The 18,074-nt window shown below is 70.8% G+C and carries 20 protein-coding genes and 1 pseudogene; 13 read left to right on the top strand and 8 right to left on the bottom strand.

The features are described 5' to 3' along the window. Positions 1-1,695, bottom strand: a 1,695-nt coding sequence (locus AB0C19_RS04360; protein ID WP_357179153.1) for a hypothetical protein, incomplete at its 3' end; no start/stop codon positions are given. A 428-nt stretch (positions 1,696-2,123) separates the two neighbouring features. Between AB0C19_RS04360 and AB0C19_RS04365 the strand changes: the two genes are divergently transcribed. The 5 genes from AB0C19_RS04365 to amcA all read left to right on the top strand — a co-directional run bounded on the left by AB0C19_RS04365 (position 2,124) and on the right by amcA (position 6,826). Further along, positions 2,124-2,477: a sterol carrier family protein gene (locus AB0C19_RS04365; protein WP_357179156.1), complete on the top strand. Its 354-nt coding sequence runs from the start codon at positions 2,124-2,126 to the stop codon at positions 2,475-2,477. 168 nt (positions 2,478-2,645) lie between these two features. Next, positions 2,646-4,184: an amidophosphoribosyltransferase gene (purF, locus tag AB0C19_RS04370; protein WP_350854664.1), complete on the top strand. Its 1,539-nt coding sequence runs from the start codon at positions 2,646-2,648 to the stop codon at positions 4,182-4,184. 57 nt (positions 4,185-4,241) lie between these two features. After that, positions 4,242-5,396, top strand: coding sequence for a phosphoribosylformylglycinamidine cyclo-ligase (gene purM, locus AB0C19_RS04375; RefSeq protein WP_196920530.1), 1,155 nt, complete (start codon positions 4,242-4,244; stop codon positions 5,394-5,396). 130 nt (positions 5,397-5,526) lie between these two features. After that, on the top strand, positions 5,527-6,630 hold the full coding sequence (gene amcB / locus AB0C19_RS04380; RefSeq protein WP_357179515.1) for a cyclophane-forming radical SAM peptide maturase AmcB: 1,104 nt from the start codon (positions 5,527-5,529) through the stop codon (positions 6,628-6,630). Then, the gene (gene amcA / locus AB0C19_RS04385) at positions 6,599-6,826 is read left to right on the top strand and encodes a multiple cyclophane-containing RiPP AmcA (protein WP_357179161.1); all 228 of its coding nucleotides are present in this window, start codon (positions 6,599-6,601) and stop codon (positions 6,824-6,826) included. The genes amcB and amcA overlap by 32 nt, the downstream gene beginning before the upstream one ends. A gap of 136 nt (positions 6,827-6,962) precedes the next feature. Here the strand turns inward: amcA and AB0C19_RS04390 are convergent, their stop codons facing one another. Further along, positions 6,963-7,178 (bottom strand): DUF3073 domain-containing protein, encoded by a 216-nt coding sequence (locus AB0C19_RS04390; RefSeq protein ID WP_030332207.1) that lies wholly within the window; start codon positions 7,176-7,178, stop codon positions 6,963-6,965. 302 nt (positions 7,179-7,480) lie between these two features. Further along, a complete protein-coding gene (locus AB0C19_RS04395; RefSeq protein ID WP_357179164.1) occupies positions 7,481-8,563 on the bottom strand; it encodes a Glu/Leu/Phe/Val dehydrogenase dimerization domain-containing protein in 1,083 nt (360 codons plus the stop codon). A gap of 193 nt (positions 8,564-8,756) precedes the next feature. Here AB0C19_RS04395 and AB0C19_RS04400 point away from each other — a divergent pair, with 193 nt between their 5' ends. Next, positions 8,757-9,596 (top strand): hypothetical protein, encoded by an 840-nt coding sequence (locus AB0C19_RS04400; protein ID WP_357179518.1) that lies wholly within the window; start codon positions 8,757-8,759, stop codon positions 9,594-9,596. A gap of 250 nt (positions 9,597-9,846) precedes the next feature. Continuing rightward, positions 9,847-10,056 (top strand): BldC family transcriptional regulator, encoded by a 210-nt coding sequence (locus tag AB0C19_RS04405; RefSeq protein ID WP_007073996.1) that lies wholly within the window; start codon positions 9,847-9,849, stop codon positions 10,054-10,056. Between the two features lie 86 nt (positions 10,057-10,142). On the opposite strand, the gene AB0C19_RS04410 is transcribed toward AB0C19_RS04405, so the two are convergent. Continuing rightward, positions 10,143-10,532: a PPOX class F420-dependent oxidoreductase gene (locus AB0C19_RS04410; RefSeq protein WP_357179167.1), complete on the bottom strand. Its 390-nt coding sequence runs from the start codon at positions 10,530-10,532 to the stop codon at positions 10,143-10,145. A 54-nt stretch (positions 10,533-10,586) separates the two neighbouring features. Between AB0C19_RS04410 and AB0C19_RS04415 the strand changes: the two genes are divergently transcribed. Beyond that, the gene (locus AB0C19_RS04415; RefSeq protein WP_357179171.1) at positions 10,587-11,366 is read left to right on the top strand and encodes a class I SAM-dependent methyltransferase; all 780 of its coding nucleotides are present in this window, start codon (positions 10,587-10,589) and stop codon (positions 11,364-11,366) included. 50 nt (positions 11,367-11,416) lie between these two features. On the opposite strand, the gene AB0C19_RS04420 is transcribed toward AB0C19_RS04415, so the two are convergent. Further along, on the bottom strand, positions 11,417-11,704 hold the full coding sequence (locus AB0C19_RS04420; protein ID WP_091396025.1) for a hypothetical protein: 288 nt from the start codon (positions 11,702-11,704) through the stop codon (positions 11,417-11,419). 177 nt (positions 11,705-11,881) lie between these two features. On the opposite strand from AB0C19_RS04420, the gene AB0C19_RS04425 reads away from it, so the two are divergent. Both AB0C19_RS04425 and AB0C19_RS04430 read left to right on the top strand, forming a co-directional pair. After that, positions 11,882-12,739, top strand: a complete 858-nt coding sequence (locus AB0C19_RS04425) for a 3-hydroxyacyl-CoA dehydrogenase family protein (RefSeq protein WP_357179176.1) — start codon at positions 11,882-11,884, stop codon at positions 12,737-12,739. Positions 12,740-12,791: 52 nt separating this feature from the next. Further along, entirely contained in the window at positions 12,792-13,535 is a 744-nt protein-coding gene (locus AB0C19_RS04430) for an enoyl-CoA hydratase/isomerase family protein (protein ID WP_112586217.1), read from the top strand. Between the two features lie 66 nt (positions 13,536-13,601). Here AB0C19_RS04430 and AB0C19_RS04435 read toward each other — a convergent pair whose 3' ends face one another. Next, the gene (locus AB0C19_RS04435; RefSeq protein WP_357179180.1) at positions 13,602-14,948 is read right to left on the bottom strand and encodes an ABC transporter substrate-binding protein; all 1,347 of its coding nucleotides are present in this window, start codon (positions 14,946-14,948) and stop codon (positions 13,602-13,604) included. Positions 14,949-15,104: 156 nt separating this feature from the next. Between AB0C19_RS04435 and AB0C19_RS04440 the strand changes: the two genes are divergently transcribed. Further along, complete coding sequence (locus tag AB0C19_RS04440; RefSeq protein WP_357179183.1) at positions 15,105-15,494, top strand: hypothetical protein; 390 nt, start codon at positions 15,105-15,107, stop codon at positions 15,492-15,494. A gap of 57 nt (positions 15,495-15,551) precedes the next feature. On the opposite strand, the gene AB0C19_RS04445 is transcribed toward AB0C19_RS04440, so the two are convergent. After that, positions 15,552-15,992 carry a hypothetical protein gene (locus AB0C19_RS04445; RefSeq protein WP_357179185.1) on the bottom strand — a complete coding sequence of 147 codons (441 nt, stop codon included), beginning with the start codon at positions 15,990-15,992 and terminating at the stop codon, positions 15,552-15,554. 129 nt (positions 15,993-16,121) lie between these two features. Here AB0C19_RS04445 and AB0C19_RS04450 point away from each other — a divergent pair, with 129 nt between their 5' ends. Further along, on the top strand, positions 16,122-16,826 hold the full coding sequence (locus AB0C19_RS04450) for a DUF2786 domain-containing protein (RefSeq protein WP_357179188.1): 705 nt from the start codon (positions 16,122-16,124) through the stop codon (positions 16,824-16,826). Positions 16,827-16,838: 12 nt separating this feature from the next. Here AB0C19_RS04450 and AB0C19_RS04455 read toward each other — a convergent pair whose 3' ends face one another. Beyond that, positions 16,839-17,366, bottom strand: coding sequence for an SRPBCC family protein (locus AB0C19_RS04455; protein ID WP_357179192.1), 528 nt, complete (start codon positions 17,364-17,366; stop codon positions 16,839-16,841). Positions 17,367-17,532: 166 nt separating this feature from the next. On the opposite strand from AB0C19_RS04455, the pseudogene AB0C19_RS04460 reads away from it, so the two are divergent. After that, positions 17,533-18,074, top strand: a pseudogene (locus AB0C19_RS04460) (hypothetical protein); the annotation flags it as partial.

Genomic DNA, 18,074 nt, shown 5'->3' on the forward strand with positions numbered 1-18,074 from the left:
GTAGCCGCCCTGGTCGTAGCCCCGGTCGTCGTAGCCGCCGCGCTGCTGCGGAGGAGGCTCCTGGCCGTAGTTGCCGCCCTGGTCGTAGGCACCGGCGGGCTGGCCGTAGCCGCCCTGGTCGTAGCCCCGGTCGTCGTAGCCGCCGCGCTGCTGCGGAGGAGGCTCCTGGCCGTAGTTGCCGCCCTGGTCGTAGGCACCGGCCGGTTGACCGTAGCCGCCCTGGTCGTACCCGCCAGCCTCCGGAGCGCCGTATCCGGCGGTTGGCTCGGCGGCGCGACCGCCGTACGGGGCTGCTTCGGGCTGGCCGTACCCCTGCGCCTGCTCCGGCTGGTAGACGCCTGTGGCGTACGGGTCGGCCGGGGCCGGGTACTGGGTGCTGTCGCCGTTGTACCGGCCGGTCGGCTCGTCGAACCGCTCGCCGTAGGCCGCTCCGCCAGCGGGAGCCGGCGGGTAGGCGGCGGTGCCGCCCGGGGCGTCGTAGTCACGACCGCCGTAGCCGCCACCGGAGGCTGGAGCGTTCCCGTAGCCGGCACCGGAGGCAGGGGCGTTCCCGTAGCCGGCACCGGAGGCCGGAGCATTGCCGTAACCGGCACCGGGCGCGGCACCGTAACCGTCACCGGCCGCACCGGCGCCGTACCCGCCCTCCGGGCCGGCCGGAGTGCCGTAGCCGCCACCGGAGGCTGGGGCGTTGCCGTAGCCGCCGGCACCGTAACCAGCGGACGCTGGATCCTCGCCGTAGCCGGCGCCGCCCCAGCCCTGCTGACCCGCGCCGCCGTACGCCTGGGCAGGCGCGCCGTACGGGTCCGGCGGAACGTCGTCGACCACCGGTCGGTGCATCATCGTCGGCGCCTCGCTCAGCGCCGCGCCGCCGACCATGGTCGGGTCCGCTCCACCGCCGGGACGACCGCCGACCACCCGGGTGTGGTCGTCGGGACCGCGGAACCCGCCCCGCGAAGGCGGCACCACACCGCCGCCACCGGCAGCTGCCGGAGCGTCGTCGTCGCCGTTCTCCCTGCGCTTCATCCAGAGCAGCACGATCGTGCCGACACCGGCGGCGACCAGGAGGCCACCGAGCAGGATGATCAGGTACGAGCTGAGGCCGCCGCCGTCCTCGTTGTTCGCGGCATTCGCCGGGGCGCCCTGGCTGGCCTCCTCGGTGGGCTGCTCCTCGGTGCCCTCCTCGGTCGCCTCTTCGGTGGGGGTGGCCTCGGGGGTCGCGGACGGGGTGGCGCTGGGCGTCGCCTCGGCCTTGATCGCGAGACTGAGCCGCTGACCGGTGACGGCCTGTCCGGCGCTGGCGTTCAGGGACTTGAAAGCCTTGATGTTGTCGAACGACGCGCCCAGGTCGATCCGTCCGGGCGCGATCGGGTTCTGGGTGGTGCCGGTGAACCGGAAGTCGCCGCTGCCGTTGCTGGTGGCGTCGTAACGGTGACCGGCGGTGTCCTGGAGGACCACGAACGCGTTCGGCACTGCCTTGCCGTCGGCCTGCGCGACCACCTTGCCGGAGACCGACCGCACGGTCTGGTTCTGCGGCGGCGGCGCTGCCTTGGCCACCAACGTGACAGTCGTTGACGCCTCTTCGGTCTGCTTCACGACTCCGGTGGAGTCCGTCGCCTTGACGGTGATCGTGGCGCTGCCGTTGGCTGCATCGTCCGCTGCCTTGAAGGTGGCGTCGAAGCTGCCGCTAGATGTCACCCGGCCGCGGGAACACCCGTCAACGCAGGTCAACTTCGAGTTGCTCGAGCTGAAACTGATGTCAGCAGGCCCTCCGCCGTCTTCGAAGGCGAGTCGGTAGCTGATCTTCGTGGTCTTGCCGGCCTCGACGCTGCTCGGGGAGGCCGAGACATCTGTAACGTTGGGAGCGGCCATTGCTGGTGTGGCGGGGACGGCGAGCAGAGCGCCGGCAACCAGCGCTACGACCACACCGGCCCGCTGCTTCCAGGCACGTCGGTGTGTTGACACGTCCACCGCCTTCCGGGCTGACTTCCCTCTGACCGGCGGGGCGCCGGGCCGGGGATCATCACGGTACGAATACGCCGTCGGCAACTATGCCTTGTCCGACTGCATGAGCGCGACCCAGGGCCAGCGTCGCGTGTTTGGCCTGAGGGTCGTATCGTCCCGTCGTGTCCTCTCCGCACAGTAAGTCCGCTGCCGTTACGGCCGCGTTGTCGGCGCTCGACGAGGGGCGTACACCCGAACGGCCGGTGTTCCGAGAGGCGGTCCGGTCGTTGTTGGCCGTCCTCGCGGAGCGCGCCCCCGGCCGATCGGTGGAGGTGCGCGTCCCACCATACGGGGCGATCCAGTGCGTACCGGGGCCTCGACACACCAGGGGAAATCCACCAAACGTGGTCGAGATGGCCCCGAACACCTGGTTGGAGCTGGCCACCGGCAGGCTCGACTGGGCGTCGGCGGTCACCGACGGTCGGGTCCAGATGAGTGGCAACCGCGCGGACCTGTCGGCGTATCTGCCCCTCTAGTCGTCCCGATGTCCCACTCGCAGTGACGCTGAGCAGGGGAATCGTGACTTTCTGTATTGACGTCGATTCGCGTACACTGTCAGGCGATGACAGTGGTCCCGGCAGAGGAGAGTGGATCCGCCCGTGATCCCCGCCCGGCCGGTCCAGACCAGCATGAGGGAGCGGTAGGTGCCCCGAGGCGACGGCCGGCTGAGCCACGACCTTGACCCCCAACGACCCGGCCCACAGGACGCCTGCGGCGTCTTCGGCGTCTGGGCCCCCGGCGAAGAGGTTGCCAATCTGACCTACTTCGGCCTCTACGCCCTACAGCACCGCGGCCAGGAGGCGGCGGGCATCGCGGTGAGCGATGGCTCCGGCGTGGTGGTCTACAAGGATCTCGGCCTGGTGGCGCAGGTCTTCGACGAGCCCACCCTGGCCAGCCTGCGTGGTCACCTGGCTATCGGGCACGCTCGATACTCCACCACCGGCGCGTCCAACTGGGAGAACGCTCAGCCGACGATCCGGTCGACCACCTCCGGCACGACCATCGCGCTGGCCCACAACGGCAACCTGGTCAACACTGCCGAGCTGGAGAAGGAGGTCGCCGAGCGCGGCCTCATCGCTGACGGTTCGACAAACGACACCTCCCTGGTGACGATGCTGCTCGCCAGCCGACCGGATCTGTCGGTCGAGGCGGCCGCGCTGGAGGTGTTGCCGCAGCTGCGCGGCGCGTTCAGCTTCGTCTTCATGGACGAGTCGACCCTCTACGCGGCCCGCGATCCGCACGGTGTCCGCCCGCTGGTGCTCGGCCGCCTGGAGCGCGGCTGGGTCGTCGCCAGCGAGACGGCCGCCCTCGACATCGTCGGCGCCAGCGTGGTGCGTGAGGTCGAGCCGGGCGAGCTGATCGCGATCGACGAGAACGGGCTGCGCTCCACCCGGTTCGCCGCGCCGGAACCGAAGGGCTGCCTCTTCGAGTACGTCTACATCGCCCGCCCGGACGCCACGATCGCCGGGCGCAACGTCCACTCGGCGCGGGTGCAGATCGGCCGGCAGTTGGCCAAGGAGCACCCGGTCGAGGCCGACCTGGTGATCCCGGTGCCCGAGTCGGGCACCCCGGCCGCCATCGGGTACGCGGAGGCGTCCGGCATTACGTACGGCGCCGGCCTGATGAAGAACCCGTACGTGGGTCGCACCTTCATCCAGCCGTCGCAGACCCTGCGTCAGCTTGGCATCCGGCTCAAGCTCAACCCGCTGCGGGAGAACGTCCGCGGCAAGCGGTTGGTGGTCGTGGACGACTCGATCGTGCGCGGCAACACCCAGCGCGCCATCGTGCGGATGCTGCGCGAGGCGGGGGCGCTGGAGGTGCACGTCCGGATCTCCTCCCCGCCGGTCAGCTGGCCGTGCTTCTACGGCATCGACTTCGCCACCCGGGCGGAGCTGCTGGCCAACGGGTTGGACAACGACGGCATCCGGCGCTCCATCGGCGCCGACACGCTGGGCTTCGTGTCCCTTCCCGGTCTGATCGCCGCGACCGAGCAGCCGAAGACCAGGTTGTGTCGGGCGTGTTTCGATGGGGAGTACCCGATCGAGTTGCCAGCCGGCAACCTGATCGGCAAGCACGTGCTCGAAGGGGTGGGTCGACGCGTCGCCAACTCGGCGCCGGAGGCCACGCACACCAACGGCTCGTCCGTCGCCACTCCGGGTGGCGTTACCGCAAACCGCCCGTAGCACCAACCGGCGCGGCCCGGCTACCGCCGGCGGCACCGAGAACCAAAGGGGAGAACCGTGACGCACGTGTCCGAGCGCAGCGGCGCAGGAAGCAGCCCGACCGGCGCCGGCGGCGACCGCCAGCCGTGGACGGGCGGTGCTGGCCGCCAGGCGCGCAAACGCTCGGTCTCGTACGCCGACGCCGGTGTCTCCATCGACGCGGGTGACCGCGCCGTGGAGCTGCTCAAGTCGAAGGTGCGGCAGACCCGCCGTCCCGAGGTGCTCGGTGACCTCGGTGGCTTCGCCGGCCTGTTCCGGCTGGACACGAAGAAGTACAAGAGCCCGATCCTGGCGTCCTCCACCGACGGGGTGGGCACCAAGCTGGTGATCGCCCAGCAGATGGACATTCACGACACGGTCGGCATCGACCTCGTCGCCATGGTCGTCGACGACCTGGTGGCCTGCGGCGCCGAGCCGCTGTTCCTGCTCGACTACATCGCCACCGGCGAGGTCGTGCCGGACAAGGTCGCCGAGATCGGCGCGGGCATCGCCGACGGCTGCCGCTACGCCGGCTGCGCGCTGCTGGGCGGGGAGACCGCCGAGCACCCCGGCGTCCTGCGTCCGGACGAGTACGACATCTCCGCGACCGGCGTGGGCGTGGTCGAGGAAGCCGACATCCTGAGCCCCGAGCGGGTCGAGGTGGGCGACGTGGTGATCGCCATGCGCTCCTCCGGCCTGCACTCCAACGGGTACTCGCTGGTCCGGCACGTGCTGCTGGGCGCGGCCCGAATGCGTCTGGACATCGTGATCGACGACTTCGGTCGGCAGCGGACCCTCGGCGAGGAGCTGCTCACGCCGACCAAGATCTACGCCAAGGACTGCCTCAAGCTGATCGCCGAGGCCGAGGTGCGGGCGCTGTCCCACATCACCGGCGGCGGAATCCCCGGCAACCTGGTCCGGGTGCTGCCCGAGCACGTCGACGCGGTGGTCAACCGGTCTACCTGGAAGCCGCAGCCGATCTTCGACCTGATCCAGACGAAGGGTCGGATCGACGACCACGACATGGAGTCGACCTTCAACATGGGTGTCGGCATGTTCGCGATCGTCTCGGCCGAGGACGCCGACCGGGCGCTGGCCACCCTGACCGGCCGTGGTGTCGAGGCGTGGCAGGCCGGCGAGATCATCGAGGGCACCGGCAACGTGCAGATGGTCGGTCAGCACACCCGAGGATGATCACCTCCCGGTGATCGTACGGGCACCTGATCAGGGCTTCACCCGAGTGGCCAATGCCGCCTAGCCTGAAGGGCACCCTCAGGCTAGGCGGAGGAGGGCGATGGCTGCTCGGGGACAGTCGTTCAGCGGGATGCGCGGTCTGGCCGCCGTCCCGTCGTACGTCGTCATGCAGCCCACCACCCTCTGCAACCTCGACTGCGCGTACTGCTATCTGCCGTTTCGCGCCGCCGACCGCCGGATGCCGGTGGCGGTGGCCGAGGCGGTCGCGGCCGCTGTCAATCCCTGGGCGGCCAACGGTCGGTTCTCCGTCGTGTGGCACGGCGGCGAGCCCCTGGCCGCCGGTCGAGAGCACCTGGCCGATCTGATCGCCCCGTTCGGGCCAGAGGTCGAGCACCATGTGCAGACCAATGCCACCCTCATCGACGACGACTGGTGCGATTTCTTCACCCGGCACGAGATGCGGGTGAGCGTGAGCGTCGACGGGCCCCGGGCGCGCAACGGCGACCGGGTCAACCGGGGTGGTCAGCCGGCGTACGACCGGATCCTGCACGGCATCTCGGTGCTGCGGCGGCGCGGTCTGCCCTTCTCCGCGCTGGCCGTGGTGTCCCGGCCCGAGCCGGGGCTCGCCACCGAGCTGTACGACTACTTCCTCGAGCTGGGTTGCGACGTACTGGGCATCAACATCGAGGAGACTGAGGGAGTCAACACCCGCGACAACCGCCACGATCCGTCGGCGGTGTCGGCGTTCTGGGCGGAGTTGGTAGGGGCGTGGCGCCGGGAGCCCCGGATCCACCTCCGCGAGATCGAGTGGTCGTTGCGCTACGCCGCGGCGGTGCTCGACAACTCGGCGGACGGGTTGCTGCCCCGCCATCTGGATCCGATCCCGACCATCGGTCACGACGGCTCGGTGATCGTGCTCTCCCCGGAGTTGGCCGGTTTCACCGACCCCCGCTACGGCGACTTCAGCAGCGGCAACGTGCTGACGACCCCGTTGGCGCAGATCCTCGGCGACGCGGCGACGACGCCGTGGGTGGGGGAGTTCCTGGCCGGGGTGGAGGCGTGTCGGGCGTCCTGCCCGTACTTCGGTTTCTGCGGTGGTGGCCATGCCGCCAACCGTTACTTCGAACTGGGGCGTTTTGACGGTACGGAGACCGAGCACTGCCGCAACAGCAAGATCCGCCTATTGGAGGGAGTGTTGGAGCATGCCCGAGACCACCAGTCACCGGCGGCCTGAGCGCGAAGCGGACGACGGAGTCACCGAACGGGTGCGGGACGCGGCTCCCGCGCTCGTCACGCTGCTTCAGGAGGCCGAGGACGCACGGCGGTTGCGTTCGGAGGTGTCGGGCGGCGAGGGCTCCAGCGCGGTCTGCGCGTGGAACCACTTCGAGAACATCCCGACGTTCTACAACTGGAACAATCGCCCGCGCTGAGGGAGCCGTTGTCAGGGGCCTGTCGAGCGACCGGAGTGGATCCGGTCGGGCCAGGCCCCTGATCGTCGGCGACTGCACCTGCACGGGACGTGCGTGAGCACGCGGGGGTTACCGCGTGCTCAGCTGCGTCGAGAGGTCAGCGGGTCGGACGGACCCAGGGATCCGGATCGTCGTCCGCGTGATCCTCATCATCGTCGTCGACGAACTCTTTAGAGTCGTCGTCGAAGTGGTGCTCAGACTTACCAGCACCCGCCAGTTCGCGCTGCAAAGCGGTGAGGTCGGTGTTCGGGGAGTGGTACTTCAACTCCCGCGCCACCTTAGTCTGCTTGGCCTTAGCACGGCCGCGCCCCATGGCTCGACCCCCTCGCACAGAATGCGGGGCAGCCCGAAGGCGGGCCCCGATGACGTCAGGCATCTCTCGTGGCTCTTACGGTACATGGGGATGCCATCGTTCGGCACCTCGGGTTACCGTCAGCCGGCTCTGCGCGTCGCGTCGATCCGGCCATCACCCAGTGTACCGGGTAAGGAGCGGAACGGTTAGCGCCCGTGACACCGGACAAACCGCATCAAAATTTGACCCCGGCTCAGCTTACCCAGCGACGCTCGGCACCGGGGCCCGGAGGCGGATCTCGTCGATCCGCCCCCGGGGGACGCTCAGCGCAGGTGGATCGCGCGCAGCCGGCCGACGTCCGCCATCCGCCGCTCCGCCAGACGGTCGGCCGCCACCGCCGGCGGCACGCCCTCCGCGTCAGCAAGGTGCAGGATCTCGCGGGTGGTGTCGAAGATCCGGGTCGCCCGCAGCTTCGCCCGGTCGAAGTTGAAGCCCTCGATCTCGTCGGCCACCTGGATCACGCCGCCCGCGTTGACCACGTAGTCCGGGGTGTAGAGGATGCCCCGGTCGGCGAGCAGCTTCTCGATGCCCGGGTGGGCGAGCTGGTTGTTCGCCGCCCCAGTGACCACCTTGGCGCGCAGCGCCGGCACGGTGTCGTCGTTCAGGGCGCCGCCCAGCGCGCACGGCGCGTACACGTCGATGTCCGCGGCGACCAGCGCGCTGGCGTCGTCGACGAGGGTGACCTGCGGGTGGTTGCTGCGCACCCACGCCAGGGCCTTCGGGTTGACGTCGGTGGCGACCACCTCGGCGCCATCCTCCAGCAGGTGCCCGGTGAGGTACTTGCCGACCTTGCCCAGCCCGGCCACGCCGACCCGCCGGCCCCGCAGGCTCGGGGTGCCCCACACGTGCTCGGCAGCGGCCCGCATCCCCTGGAAGACACCCCAGGCGGTGAGGATCGACGAGTCGCCGGCGCCGCCGTGCTCCACGCTGCGCCCGGTCACGTAACGGGTCTCCCGGGCCACGACATCCATGTCCGCGACGTACGTGCCGACGTCACAGGCGGTGTAGTAGCGGCCGCCCAGCGACTCCACGAAGCGACCGTACGCGCGCAGCAGCGCCTCGCTCTTGATCTGCTCCGGGTCGCCCCAGATGACGGCCTTGCCGCCGCCCAGGTCCAGCCCGGCGAGCGCGTTCTTGTACGCCATCCCGCGGGACAGGTCCAGCACGTCGGCGAGGGCGTCGTCCTCGCTCGCGTACGGGTAGAAGCGGGTGCCGCCGAGCGCCGGGCCCAGCGCGGTGGAGTAGATCCCGATGATCGCCTTCAGGCCGCTCTGCTTGTCCTGGCAGAACACGACCTGTTCGTGACCGGTCGATACCGGGTCGTCGGTGCTCGCGAATACGCCCATTGTTGGCTCCTACTGTGGTGTGCGTCCTTGTGGGACGCGGACCTGGTGGACCCCGGCGGGGATGCTGCCGGTGTGATCGAGCCTAGTATCGGCCGCCGGGCGGGCGCTCGACGCGCCGCCGCCGTCCCACGGTGCGGCGCGCGTGCTCCGGCCGCTGACCGCGTACGGGCGTGGTTCGTGGGAGGATCGCGCGGTGCCGTCGCTCTTCGCTTCTTACCTGCGCGTGTACGAACCGCTGGCCGCCTTCGATCGAGACCGGCAGAGCTACTGGCGCCGCTACGTCTCGGAGGGGCGCGCGATCGCCCCGGTCGAGGGGCCCGGTCGGCAGCGGACGGCGGTGATCGAGGCGCTGGGCGCCGGTTGGACCCGACTGCCGGACCTGCCGGAGGAGGCGTACGTCCTGGAGACGGACGACGGCCTGCTGGTCTGCCCGTGGAACCTGCGCATCCGGGTCGCTGAGGCGGCGCTCAGCGCCCGGGACGGGGTGCCCTCGGTGCTCGCCGACGCCTTCGTGCCGCCGGTGCTCGCCGGGCAGGCCAGGGCGGTGGTGGACGACTGGCGCAGTGGCGCCCGGGTGCTGGAGCACGGGGTGCCCCGGGTGCACGAGCAGATCGCGACCTGGGGCGTACCACTGCGGTGGTTCGTGCTCTTCGACCCGGCGGAGCGGGACCTGGTCACCCAGCCGGGCCGGCGGGCGTTGCGCTACCGCACCGAGATCTCCAAGGCTCGACGCCGCTCGTCGCGGGCGCTGTCGGTGCTGCGCAAGTCGGTGGGCGAGGCGCCGATCACCGAGGCGGTGGAGGAGGCGGCGCGCTGGCTGGAGGAGTTCCATCCGCGGTCAGTGGTCGAACTGGACTACGGCGGTCTGGTCGACCTGCTCTCCGACGAGACGCTCACCGCGGACGACTCGCCCGAGCTGGTCGCCAGCGGCCTCGCGGGGCTGTCGCGCGGCGAGGCCGAGGAGGCGTCGGCCGCGTACGACACGTTGGTGGCGCGGTGGCGCGCGGTGCAGCTTTTGGAGCGGTGCAACTAGGGCATATCACCCTAGGAGCGCTCCCAAGGTGAGTTGTGCTCGTAGTTGACGCATCACGAACCGTGATCATGAGTCCGAATAAGGTACTTTCTGCCGTGTAAAAGTCGTAAAAATCGGGCATGGTTCATCCGTCCGTCTAGGGACCTTCATCCGTTCGGCCCATGTCGGACATCGGGGACTAGCCGGACCATGGGAGACGCGTCGGCCGGCGGGACCCCGGCCGATGTCTATACATGTGGAGGAGTGACCGATGGCATCGCGAACGCACGAACCAGAGCCGCTACTCACGCCGGCCGAGGTGGCGTCGATGTTCCGGGTCGACCCGAAGACGGTGACCCGGTGGGCCAAGGCTGGCAAGCTCAGTGCCATCCGCACCCTGGGTGGCCACCGTCGGTACCGTGAGTCGGAGGTCAGGGCGCTGTTGCAGGGCCAGATCCCGCAGCAGCGGCAGGGCGACTGAGCAGGCAAGAGTTCTTCGTCAGGGGCGGTGGATCTCGATCCGCCGCCCCTTTCGTATGCCCCGCCGAGCACGACCCCGGCCGCGGGTCAGCGCCGCGGCTCGGCCAACGTCACCCGGATGCCGACAGTGCCGCCCTCGCCGCGACGCAACCGGCTGCCCAGCAGGCTCAGCCGACCGATCAGGCGGTACTTGTGCTTGAGCAGGTCGCGGACCCGACCGGTGTCGCCGCCCCCGTAGATCGTCGCGTGGGCTGACACCTCCGCTCCGTGTGGCCGACCCCGCACGTCGCACGGTGCCACTGTCACCTCGCCGTTGCGGCGGATCCGCTTCACCTTGCCCGAGTCGGCCCGGGTCCAGACCGCCAGGGCCTCCCCGTCGCGCACCGCCCAGACCGGGGTCGGCACCGCCCGACCGTCAGTGCGAAAGGTCGTGAGCAGGATGTACTTCTCGGCCGACAGGCGGTCCAGCATGGTCACGCCGCCAGGATACGGCCGGCGCAGGCGACTGAGTGGCCGGATAGCGTGAACGTCGTGACGGTTGAGCCCCTAATCGGTGACGTGATCGGCGAACTGCTGCGAGACACGCTCGCCGTGGCCACCGGGGTGGGTCCCCGGCCCCTGGTCGGTGGTCGACTGCCGCGACCGGTCATCGAGATCATCGAACGGGACGACGGTCTGATCAACGGCGCCCCGTCCGCGCACTACCTGGACGGGCCCGCGGAGTGGCAGCCGTACGACCACCGCGCGGTGGACCGGGCCCACGGCGAGACGCTGGACATCGGCACCGGCGCCGGCCGGATCGCGCTGCTGCTCCAGAAGCGCGGCGTACCGGTCACCGGGCTGGACACCTCAGCGGGCGCGCTGGAGGTGAGCCGGCGTCGCGGTGTCCGGCGGCTGGTGCACGGCACCGTCGACACGCACGTCGCCGACGGGTCGCGGTACGACACGTTCCTGCTGCTCGGCAACAACCTCGGGCTGTTCGAGGGGCGGGAGCGTGCTCCCGAGTTCCTGGCCGCGCTCGCCGCGCTGGCCCGACCGGGGGCGCAGATCATCGCGCAGGGCACCGACCCGTACGGCACCCGCGACCCGCTGCACACCGGCTACCACGAGCGCAACCGTCGGCGCGGCCGGCTCGGTGGCCAGCTGCGGCTGCGGCTGCGCTACCGCGAGTTGAGCACCGAGTGGTTCGACTACCTGGTCTGCTCGGCTGACGAGTTCGCCAGCCTGGTGCACGGCACCGGTTGGCGGCTCACCGATGTGGACGACCGCGACGCCCCCTACTACCTGGCCACCCTGCGCCTCGTCGACTGAGCAGGACGGCCCCGCTCTCCGCCCGGCGGAGAGCGAGGCCGGCGTACGTCTCAGACCTGGACGGTCGGGGGGAGCTGCTCGGGCGGGAGACCGCCGTCGCCGTCGACCACCTCGTCCGGTTGGCCGTCCTCGTCGATGTCGACCATGGTGATGTCCACCTTGCCGTCGCCGTCGGTGTCGAACTGGAACAGGTCCGCCTTGCCGTCGCCGTCGGTGTCCACCACCCACACGTCGGTCTTGCCGTCGTTGTTGGTGTCGGCGCGCAGCAGTTCGACCCGCTCGTCGCCTCGGGTCTCCACGATCTCCCCGTCGGTGACGCTCTCCGGTGCCTGGCTCATGTCGATGCGGTCCTTCCCTCGGTTGACGGGCCGTCATTACCCGATCCGGCGCTCCCCCACGCATGGGCCGGGTCGTCGCGCTGTCTAGGGTCGCACCATGAGCGAGCGGAGCGGGCGGGACACCCGGGCCGGCGCAGCGGGGACCCCGCGCGTCGGCGGGCGGGACAGGGAGGCGTGATGAGCGATCGTTTCGTGGTCGTCGGTGCCGGCACGATGGGGCTTGGCATCGCGTACGTGGCGGCCGGCGCAGGGCACGCCGTCGAGTTGGTCGAGGTGGACCCCGAGCGGGGTGCGGCCGCGCTGAACCGGCTCGCCGAGCTGTGGGAGCGGGCGGTGCAGCGCGGGAAGCTGAGCGCCGACGAGGCCGCCACGAACCGGCGGCGGGTGACGCTGCGCCCGACCCTCGCCGCTGTCGCCCCCGACCCCCAGGTGATCGTGGAGGCGGTGCCGGAGCGCCTCGAGGTGAAGCGTGCGGTGCTCCGGGACGCCGCCGCGCTGCGCCCGGAGCTGCTGGGCAGCAACACCTCCAGCATCGCCATCGGGGCGCTGGCCGCCGAGCTGGACGCGCCCGAGCGCTTCCTCGGCCTGCACTTCTTCAACCCGGTCTGGGCGATGGCGCTGCTGGAGATCGTGGTCGGCCCGGCCACCGCCGAGGAGACCACCGCCGCGGCCGTCGCGCTCGCCGGCCGGCTCGGCAAGGACCCCGTCGTCGTACGCGACATGCCCGGCTTCGCCACCTCCCGGCTCGGGGTCACCCTCGGGCTGGAGGCGATCCGGATGGTCGCCGACGGGGTGGCCAGCCCGGCGGACATCGACAAGGCAATGGTGCTCGGCTACCGGCACCCGATCGGGCCGTTGGAGCTCACCGACCTGGTCGGCCTCGACGTGCGGCTGGACATCGCCCGCACCCTTCAGGCCGCGTACGGGGACCGTTTCGCGCCGCCACCGCTGCTGGTGGAGATGGTGGCCGCGGGGCGGCTGGGTAAGAAGTCCGGGCAGGGCTTCTACCGCTGGGAAGCCGGGGGCAAACAGTGAGCGCGAGGAGTGAGCCTGCGAGCCCCGCAGTCGCGAACGGAAGGTGGGTCCGGTGAGCGGGTTGCGGATCGAGGAGCGGCCGGACCGGCTGGTGGTCACACTGGACCGGCCGGAGAAGCGCAACGCCATCGACGCCGACCTGATCGCCGAGCTGCACCAGGTCTGCGCCGAGTTGGAGGCGCGCCCGCGCCTGCTGCTGCTCACCGGCGGCGCGTCGGGCATCTTCGCCGGTGGCGCCGACATCGGCCAGCTCCGCGAACGGGGCCGTACGGACGCCCTCGCCGCGATCAACTCGGCTGCCTTCGCCCGCATCCGGGCGCTGCCGATGCCGACCGTGGCTGCCGTCGACGGCCCGGCGTTGGGCGGCGGCGCGGAGCTGGCGTACGCCTGCGATCTGCGGGTGTGCACGGCGCGGGCGGTCTTCGGGCAACCGGAGGTGCGGTTGGGCATCCTGGCCGGCGCTGGCGCGACCCACCGGCTGCCCGCGTTGATCGGCGAGGGCCGGGCCAAGGAGCTGCTCTTCACCGGCCGGCGGGTGGACGCCGCGGAGGCCCTGCGGATCGGCCTGGTGAACCGGGTGGTGGACGAGCCCGGCGAACTGCTGACGGTGGCGCACGCGTTGCTGGACGAGATCGCCCTGGGCTCACCGTTGGCGGTGCGGCTGACCAAGCTGGCGGTGGACGCCCCCGCCGCCGCGCACCCGCATCTCGACCTGGTCAGCCAGGCGGTGCTCTTCGAGGACGACGAGAAGCACCGCCGGATGACCGAGTTCCTGGAGCGCCGCCGGCCGCGCTGATCCGCGTATAAGAAACGGCCGCACCGGCGGGAAGCCGGTGCGGCCGTCGTGGATCTCTGGTCCTGCCTACTGCCGGATCTGCACCCCGGCGTCGGCCAGGCCGCGGATCACCTGAGCGGACTCACCGAAACCGATGATCAGTACGGCGTCCGCGCCGAATTCCTTGATCTGCTTCGCGCCGCCGCTGAAGTCGACCGGAGCGGCCTTGGCGTCGGCCGGCGGCTCGTACGTCAACAGCTTGAGCCGGTCGTTGGCGATACCGGCCTTCTCCAGCTCGTCGCGGACGGTGCCCTGGAGGCCCTCACCGTAGGAGTCCTTGCGGGCGACGATGACGATCTTCTGTGACCCGTCGCGGAGGATCACGTCGGCCAGCGCCCGGCCCTGGAGGCTGTCCGGCGGGGCGGTACGGAAGTAGAGGCCCTGGTCGTCCACATCGGTGAGGCTGGCGTCGGTGTTGGACGGGGAGAAGAGAATCTTCCCGGCCTGCACCACGTCCGGCAGCACCGCCCGGGAGATGCCCGAACCGCCGGCACCGATGATCACGCTGACGCCGTCCGTCACGTGCTTGGCCACCGTCGCCTTGGCCACCGCCGGGTTGGTGCCGTCGTCGCCGTCGAGCCACGTCACCGGCTTGCCCAGTGCGCCGCCAGCGGCGTTGATCTCCTTGATCGCCAGTGCGGCGCCGGCGGCCATCGGCGGGTAGGCGATCGAGAGGTCACCGGTCTTCGGCAGCAGGCCGCCCAGGATCAGCGGCTCCTGGTCGGCGGCGGCGCCACCCGGGCGCTGCTTCTTCGGCTTCGGCGGGGCCTTGGTGCTCGCCGCCGACTCGATGCCCGCGCCGACGAACTCGGTCTTACCGTCGTTGATCTGCTGCCCGTCGAAGGTCAGCGTGGCGTAGCTCGCGGTGGCCGGCTCACCCTTGTCGGTGAAGCCCGCCCGGGTCAGCGACACGCCGCGGTACTCGATGTCCTGCCCGTTGCGGGCCAGCGTGAGACAGCTTGCCGGGTCCTCGCAGCGCTGCCCGTCGTTTGTCACGGCGACGATCTGCTTGGTGATGGCGGCCGGGTCGGTGCTCCCAGCCAACTGGGAGGCGAGCACGGCGATCACCACCGCGTCGTACGTCTCGGCGGAGTACACGTAGTCCGTCAGCGCCGGATTGACGGCCCGTAGCCGGCCCTTGAAGTCGTCTGGCAGCGGAACGAGGGGCGTGGTGCCCTTCATCCCGTCGACGAGACTCGCCCGTTCCTTCAACTCCGCAGGATAGGAGTTGAGCATGTTGCCGTCCGTGCCGTAGAGGCGCACCTGTTGGGCGCTGGCCTCTTCGGGCTTGTCATCCCCGCAAGCGCTTGTGGCGAGCAGGATCGTCGCGCAGGCAGCCAGTGTGGCTACCCGCGAGCGGCGTGATACGAACATGGTCGTCCTTCCTCCGGCGAAGGTCCGCTGCGCACATTAGCGTGCCGAGGCCGGCGGCGGGACCGTGGAGGTGGCGTAATGCGCAGGTAGCTCGCGTTGAACACGGACAGTGACGGTTGCGGGGGGCGCTTGACCGCCCGTCCTACTGTGCGCTGCGTGACCGACCTACCACAGCAGACGTTCGATGACGCGGCCGCCGTGCTCCGTTCGGCGCTGACCGGCGATGGAGAAGCGGTGGTGGGAGCGTTCGACGCGGTCTTCGACCGGGCCGGCCTGGACGGTGCGTACGGCGTCGCCTGGTGCCTGGCCGCGACCATGCTCGGCGACGCGCCGGCGGCCAGCGGGGCGGCGCTCGACTTTCCGGGGATAGAGCAGGCCGGGTACGACACCCGCTGGGTGGCCCGCTTCGTCAGCGCGTACGCGAATCGGGACGAGCCGACCGGGGAGGCGCTGTTCGGTGCGGCGGCCGCCGACGGTCTGCTCCCCGACTGCCTGCTCACACTCGCCGGCTCGACGATCGCCACACTGCGCAGCCGCGCCGGGTGACGCACCGCCGGGTCGCGGCGTCCGTCGGGGGGCGGACGCCGCGACCGCGCGGGTCGGTCAGAACGCGTGGTACGCGATCAGCGGTTCGTACTCGTACCGCAGGTTCTCGAAGCGGACCCGGAAGTTGACGCCGTCCCGGACGTTTGTCGCCACCGTGATCCAGCCCGAGTTGGCCGGCAGGTAGGTCCAGTAGTTGCAGGCGCTCGTCTTGTCGACGAAGATCACGCACGCGTCGGTGGCGTACACGCTCGCGTTGCGCACGTTGATGTCGCGACAGCGCGTCGTGGTGCGGTACTGGCCGGCCGAGCCGCCGTACCGTCCGGTCTCGAAGTACGACCGGACCGCGCCGCCGTAGCAGGTGGCGAGCGGGGCGAACGCGTTCGGCCCGGAGCTGACCGGCGTGGTCGGTGTGGTCGGCTCCGCCCGCGCGGGCGTGCCGACGGAGAGCAGTGCGGTGGCCGTGGCGACGGCGAGCAGACGAGCGGTCGGGGATGGCATCCGTTCGTTCCTCCAAACAGTTGGCTGACCGTCCGTGTCGGACTGATCATCTGGCCGTGACGATGATACGTATCGATCGATCACCGCGCGGCCCCGGTGATGTCCGGCCCGTGTGGTAGCTCTGTAGGCATGTCCGAGGCCATGCTCAGCAAGGTGCGCAAGCTGTTGGCCCAGGCCGAGGACCCGGCCTGCACGCCCGCCGAGTCCGCCGCGTTCACCGCCAAGGCGACCGAGCTGATCGCCCGCTACGGCGTCGACAGGGCGCTGCTCGCCGCCCGGGACCCGACCACCGACCCGGTGGGCGATCGGGTGCTGGACGTCGTCGCCCCGTACGCCCGCGACAAGGTCGGCCTGCTCGCCGCCGTGGCCGAGCCGCTGCGCTGCCGCTGCGTACGCCGTCGGCAGGGCAACGGCTTCGCCCTGCACCTCTTCGGCTTCGCCAGTGACCTGGAACGGGTCGACCTGCTCTTCACCTCACTGCTCGTCCAGGCGGCGCACGGCCTGGCCGCCACCGAGGTGCCCGCGGACGACCACCCCGCCGCCTTCCGTCGCTCCTGGCTGGCCGGCTTCGCGGAGGTGGTCGGAGGTCGACTCTGGGCGGCCGAGTCGGCGGCGGCCAGCGAGTCGGGCGCACCGTCGATGGCACTGGTGCTGGCCGACCGATCCGACCGGGTGCAGCGCCGGCTCACCGAGGAGTACCCACGGCTGCGTACCGCACCGCCACGTCGGTTGGGCGGCACCGGCTTCGGTTCCGGGGCGGAGGCCGGCCAACGCGCGAACCTTGGTGGTCGGGACCTCGGCGGCGCCTCCGCCGGTCGGCGGCTCGGCCGGTGACCCGGCGGGTCGTCAGGCCGTCGTGCCGGGGCGGTGGCGCGACACAGTGGCGACGTAGCGGGTGAGCAACTCGTGCCAGCCAGCCGTGAGCGCCTTGCGGTAACCCTCGGCAGCCTCGCCGTGCCTGTCGAAGTGCCGGTGCTCCAGCTCGACCCGGGTGTGTTCCGGCCCCTCGGCATTGAACAGCACCTCGACCTCGCTCGCGCGGGCCGGGTCCGGCACCGGCGCCCGGTCGGGGCCGATCTGCCAGACGAAGACCAGCCGGCGAGGCGGATCCCAGGTGAGCACCCGGCCCCAGTCGGCGCGGAAACCGTACGGGCCCAACTCGTAGAGCATGCCGCCGGCCCGGGGCTCCATGCCCAGCTCGGCCAGCGCGTCCGGGCCGGACCAGGTGTATTCAGTGACCCACCAGTCGGTCAGCTCGTCGGTGAAGACCGCGAACGCGTGCTCGGGGGAGCCCGGGACGAGAAGGCTGCACCGGAGAGAGAACTGGCCGACGTCCTGCCGGATGTCGGCCGGATCAGTCAATTCCTGTCCCATAGGCCCGGACCATACCGGCTGATGCCTCGGTGTGCAGCTTCGTGCGGTGCCCGGTTCCAGACAGAGGGTCGTTGAGCCGTCACGGACGGGATGGCCCGCCGGAAAGCGGGTAACCGCGCCCAACAGCCCGGACGACCGGGCTGGTGTGCAGGTGGGGCGGGAGAGCATGAGCGACAGTGGGCAGCAGCGGGAGCCGGACCGGAACGTCGACAACGGGAACCCGGACGTCCTGCTCGACATTCCGAAGGTCTCCGTCGACTCCATCCGACTGGCGGTCGACGGCCTGGAGGCCGACCTGTCGCTGCGGGCCCGGGTGGCCAACCTGCTCCAGGTCGACGCCGGCGTACGGGTGCACCTCAACGGCGGCGAGTTGAACATCGACGGGGTCAACGCCGAGGCGCAGCTGCGGGTGCGGTTGGAGCAGCTGACCAGAATCCTGGGCCGCGCGCTCGACACGCTCGACCACAACCCGCACATCATCGATGCGCTCGCCCGCACGGCCGGCACCGCCGTCGACGACGTGAACCGCAGCGCCCAGCAGTTGGCCGCAGGCGCAGCGGAGGTCAAGGCATCGCGTCGACGCACGGACGACGTACGCGACGAACCGGGCGGGCAGGTCGGCGCGGCCAGCCCGGTGGCCGACCGCGACCGATTGGGTTCCGACCGGCCGGGTCCAGGTCGGCCATCGGGTTCTAGCCGCCCGGGTCT

Origin of the sequence: Micromonospora sp. NPDC048842, from assembly GCF_040649935.1 — a bacterium.
GTDB classification, from domain to species: domain Bacteria; phylum Actinomycetota; class Actinomycetes; order Mycobacteriales; family Micromonosporaceae; genus Micromonospora; species Micromonospora hortensis.

Excerpts from the sequence above, each read along its gene's own strand:
- amcA (WP_357179161.1), top strand. The coding sequence starts at position 6,599 with ATGCCCGAGACCACCAGTCACCGGCGGCCTGAGCGCGAAGCGGACGAC.
- AB0C19_RS04445 (WP_357179185.1), bottom strand. The coding sequence starts at position 15,992 with ATGCCATCCCCGACCGCTCGTCTGCTCGCCGTCGCCACGGCCACCGCA.
- AB0C19_RS04435 (WP_357179180.1), bottom strand. The coding sequence starts at position 14,948 with ATGTTCGTATCACGCCGCTCGCGGGTAGCCACACTGGCTGCCTGCGCG.
- AB0C19_RS04405 (WP_007073996.1), top strand. The coding sequence starts at position 9,847 with ATGGCATCGCGAACGCACGAACCAGAGCCGCTACTCACGCCGGCCGAG.
- AB0C19_RS04395 (WP_357179164.1), bottom strand. The coding sequence starts at position 8,563 with ATGGGCGTATTCGCGAGCACCGACGACCCGGTATCGACCGGTCACGAA.
- AB0C19_RS04420 (WP_091396025.1), bottom strand. The coding sequence starts at position 11,704 with ATGAGCCAGGCACCGGAGAGCGTCACCGACGGGGAGATCGTGGAGACC.
- AB0C19_RS04455 (WP_357179192.1), bottom strand. The coding sequence starts at position 17,366 with ATGGGACAGGAATTGACTGATCCGGCCGACATCCGGCAGGACGTCGGC.
- amcB (WP_357179515.1), top strand. The coding sequence starts at position 5,527 with ATGCGCGGTCTGGCCGCCGTCCCGTCGTACGTCGTCATGCAGCCCACC.
- AB0C19_RS04425 (WP_357179176.1), top strand. The coding sequence starts at position 11,882 with ATGAGCGATCGTTTCGTGGTCGTCGGTGCCGGCACGATGGGGCTTGGC.
- AB0C19_RS04450 (WP_357179188.1), top strand. The coding sequence starts at position 16,122 with ATGTCCGAGGCCATGCTCAGCAAGGTGCGCAAGCTGTTGGCCCAGGCC.
- AB0C19_RS04390 (WP_030332207.1), bottom strand. The coding sequence starts at position 7,178 with ATGGGGCGCGGCCGTGCTAAGGCCAAGCAGACTAAGGTGGCGCGGGAG.